At 71.9% G+C, this 3,672-nt stretch carries 3 protein-coding genes and 1 pseudogene; all 4 read left to right on the top strand.

The window, feature by feature from the left end; translation table 11 throughout:
• Nucleotides 1–40: 40 nt before the first annotated feature.
• A pseudogene (locus tag ABTZ89_RS36825) lies at nt 41–841 on the top strand (GTPase); the annotation flags it as partial.
• Between the two features lie 114 nt (nt 842–955).
• Complete coding sequence (locus ABTZ89_RS36820; RefSeq protein WP_270946865.1) at nt 956–1,633, top strand: response regulator; 678 nt, start codon at nt 956–958, stop codon at nt 1,631–1,633.
• Entirely contained in the window at nt 1,630–2,706 is a 1,077-nt protein-coding gene (locus ABTZ89_RS36815; protein ID WP_351053694.1) for a sensor histidine kinase, read from the top strand. Before ABTZ89_RS36820 ends, ABTZ89_RS36815 begins: the two co-directional genes overlap by 4 nt.
• A gap of 87 nt (nt 2,707–2,793) precedes the next feature.
• On the top strand, nt 2,794–3,627 hold the full coding sequence (locus ABTZ89_RS36810) for an aldo/keto reductase (RefSeq protein WP_351053692.1): 834 nt from the start codon (nt 2,794–2,796) through the stop codon (nt 3,625–3,627).
• Nucleotides 3,628–3,672: the final 45 nt, after the last annotated feature.

Below are 3,672 nucleotides of genomic sequence, written 5' to 3'. Positions count from 1 at the left end.
CCGACGACGACGTTGAGCGGCGCGCCGTTCCCCCACCGCGCCGCGGCGGGTCGCGCTGGTCGGCAAGCCGAACGTGGGCAAGTCGAGCCTGCTCAACAAGCTGACCGGCGAAGAGCGCTCGGTCGTGCACGACGAAGCGGGCACCACGGTCGACCCGGTCGACTCGCTGGTGGACCTGGGCGACGACACCTGGAAGTTCGTCGACACCGCGGGTCTGCGCAAGCGGGTCAAGACCGCCAGCGGCACCGAGTACTACGCCTCGCTGCGCACCAAGGCCGCCATCGAGGCCGCCGAGGTGGCCATCGTGCTCATCGACGGGTCCGAGCCGATCAGCGAGCAGGACCTGCGGGTGATCTCCATGGTCGAGGAGGCGGGCCGGGCGCTGGTCATCGCCTACAACAAGTGGGACAAGGTCGACGAGGACCGCCGCCACATGCTCGAGAAGGAGATCGACCGCGAGCTGGTCCGGGTGCGCTGGGCCGAGCGGGTCAACGTCTCGGCCAAGACCGGTCGTGCGGTGGCCAAGCTGGCGCCGACGCTGCGCACTGCGCTGGACTCGTGGGACACCCGCGTGCCCACCGGCCGGTTGAACGGCTGGCTGTCCGAGCTGGTCGCGGCCAACCCGCCGCCGGTGCGCGGCGGCAAGCAGCCGAAGATCCTGTTCGCCACCCAGGCGCAGACCCGGCCGCCGACGTTCGTGCTGTTCACCACCGGTTTCCTGGAGCCCGGCTACCGGCGCTTCCTGGAGCGCAAGCTGCGCGAGACCTTCGGGTTCGTCGGCAGCCCGGTGCGGATCTCGGTGCGGGTCCGCGAGCGCAAGGGCAAGGACGGACGCCGCTGAGCGGGGTCTGCCCGACCGCTGATCACGGTGGGCCGGGTGGTGTGCGCGCTGCGTGCGCACCACCCCGCTAGTCTGCTGACCAACCCTTTCGGAGCTAGGGGAGGTGGCCGAGAGGTGCAGGCGGACGACCGCGGGGAACCGGTCCGGGTGGTGCTGGCCGACGACGAGTCGATGCTTCGTCGCGGCTTGCGCCTGCTGCTGGAGAGCAGCGGCACGATCCGTGTGGTCGCCGAGGCCGGCGACGGGAACGAGCTGCTCGCCGCGGTGCGCAGCCATCGCGTGGACGTGGCGCTGATCGACGTGCAGATGCCCGGCAAGGACGGGCTGTCCGCGCTGCGCGATCTGGTGGCGCTGCCGGACCCGCCGGCGGCGGCGGTGCTGACCACGTTCGACCTGGACGACTACGTGTCCGACGCGCTGCGTCACGGCGCCAGCGGGTTCCTGCTCAAGGACGCCGACCCGGCGATGCTGGTCCGGGCGGTGCACGACCTGGCGGCCGGTGGCGCGGTGCTGGATCCGCGGATCACCGCGCGGCTGCTGCCCCGGTTGCGCGGCACGACCGGCAACTCGCGCGAGATCCAGCTGGTGCGTGGCCTGTCCGCTCGGGAGCGGCAGGTTCTGGAGCTGCTGGCCGACGGGCGTTCCAACGCCGACATCGGGCTGCGGCTCGGGCTGACCGAAGCCACCGTGAAGAGCTACGTGTCGACCGTGCTGAGCAAGCTCGGCGCGCAGAACCGCGTGCAGGCCGCGCTGATCGCCCAGCGCGTCGCGGACGTGGGCAACCACTGGTGAGCGCTGTGCGGTGGCGTGTTCTCGTCCTTGAGGCGCTGGCCGTCGCGATCCCGGCCGCCGCGGTGCTGGCGACGCCGGACCCGTTCGGCTACGCGGTGGTGTCCGGGGTGGTCGCGGCGTTCCTGCTGCCGTTGCGGAAGCGGTGGCCGCGCATCGCGGTGCTGCTGTGCATGCCCGCGTTGGCCGGTGGTCTCGGTTGGCCCGCGACGATCGTGGCCCTGTTCGCGCTCGGCCGGGCCCAGCCGCAGGCCAGGTCGCTGATCGCCTGGGTGCTGCTGGCAGCCGGCGTGTCGGTCGCACCGGTGCTGATCCTGCAGTCGCTGACCGCGGGCTCGGTGGTGCTGACCTTGGCGTACGTGCTGCTGGCGGCTGGTGCACCGGTCGCACTGGGCGCGCTGGTGTCGCTGCGGCAGCAGCTGGCGGAGAGCCTGCGGCGGTTGGAGGAGGCCACTGCGGCGGAGCTGGAGGCGAAGGCGGAGACCGCGCGTGCCGACGAGCGGTCGCGCATTGCTCGGGAGATCCACGACGCCGTCGGGCACCACGTCACCTTGATCGCAGTCGAGTCGGCTGCGCTCAGCGCGACCACCGCGGATCCCGCCGTGCAGGAGACGGCGAGTCGGTTGCGCGGGTTGGCGAAGCAGGCGCTGGACGAGATGCGCGCGACGCTCGGGTTGGGCAGCACCGGTCGGGCTCGGTTGGACACCATTCCGGAGCTGGTCGGGCAGGCCCGCGCTGCCGGGGTGGAAGTGGAGCTGGCGCGCGAGGTGAGCGATCCCGATGTGCCGCCCGCGGTGGAGCGGGCCGCTTACCGGGTCGTGCAGGAAGCACTGACCAACGCCTCCAAGCACGCGCCGGGCTCGGTGATCACGGTGGATCTGGAGAGCCGAGCGGGCGCGCTGCACATCGTCGTCACCAACAGCGCGCCGCGCGGGCGCACCGTCGACGTGGGCAGCGGTGGTTCGGGGCTGGCCGGGTTGTCGGAGAGGGTGCGGATGGCCGGTGGCCAGCTCGACGCCCGGCCGTCCGACGACGGTGGGTTCCGGTTGACCGCGGTCTTGCCGAAGCAGCGCTGAACCGGAGCGGGGCTGAGCCCGTGCAAGGTCCGAACCGTATGCTGGCCGCACGCCCGGCAGCGATGAACTCCGAACTTGGGAGCGTGCATGCGTGGTATCCAATTGCCCGGCGGAGCGGAACTGCCGGTGCTCGGGCAGGGCACTTGGGGCATGGGGGAGCGGCGCGGGCAGAAGGCGGCCGAGGTGGCTGCGCTGCGACGCGGGATGGATCTGGGACTCGGGCTGATCGACACCGCCGAGATGTACGGCGGCGGCGGTGCTGAAGAGGTCGTCGGTGCTGCGATCTCGGGGCGCCGGGACGAGGTCTTCCTGGTCAGCAAGGTCTACCCGCACAACGCGAGCCGTCGCGGCGCCATCGAGGCCTGCGAGCGGAGCCTGCGGCGGCTCGGTACCGATCACCTCGACCTCTACCTGCTGCACTGGCGCGGCAGCACGCCGCTGGCCGAGACGCTGGACGCGTTCGAGCAGCTGCGGGCCGACGGCAAGATCAAGCGCTTCGGCGTGAGCAACTTCGACGCGGAGGACGTCGTCGAGCTGTTCGCCAGCGACCTCGGCAGGCAGTCGGCGACCAACCAGGTGCTCTACAACCTGACCCGGCGCGGCATCGAGGTGGACCTGCTGCCGTGGTGCCGGGAGCAGCGGCTGCCGGTAATGGCGTACTCGCCGATCGAGCAGGGCCGCCTGCTCGGCGAACCGGCGCTGAACCGGGTCGCCGAACGCCACGCGGTGACGCCGGCGCAGATCGCGATCGCCTGGGTGCTGGCGCAGGACGGGGTCTGCGCGATCCCGAAGGCCGCCACCCCGGAGCACGTCGACCAGAACCGGGCGGCGCTGGACATCGAGCTGACCGCCGAGGACCTGGCCGAGCTCGACGCGGCCTTCCCGGCGCCGGAGCACCCGGTCCCGCTGGAAATCCTCTGACGACGTCGTGAGTGCGCAGCCGGGCTCGAGCACAGCTGCGCACTC

This window comes from Saccharopolyspora sp. NPDC002686, from assembly GCF_040295745.1.
Lineage (GTDB): Bacteria > Actinomycetota > Actinomycetes > Mycobacteriales > Pseudonocardiaceae > Saccharopolyspora > Saccharopolyspora oryzae.
Note: the sequence above shows the minus strand (reverse complement) of the source record. Positions and strands in the feature narration are given on the sequence as shown.

Bases quoted from the DNA above. Each gene is read 5' to 3' on its own strand.
- ABTZ89_RS36810 (WP_351053692.1), top strand. From the start codon at position 2,794: ATGCGTGGTATCCAATTGCCCGGCGGAGCGGAACTGCCGGTGCTCGGG.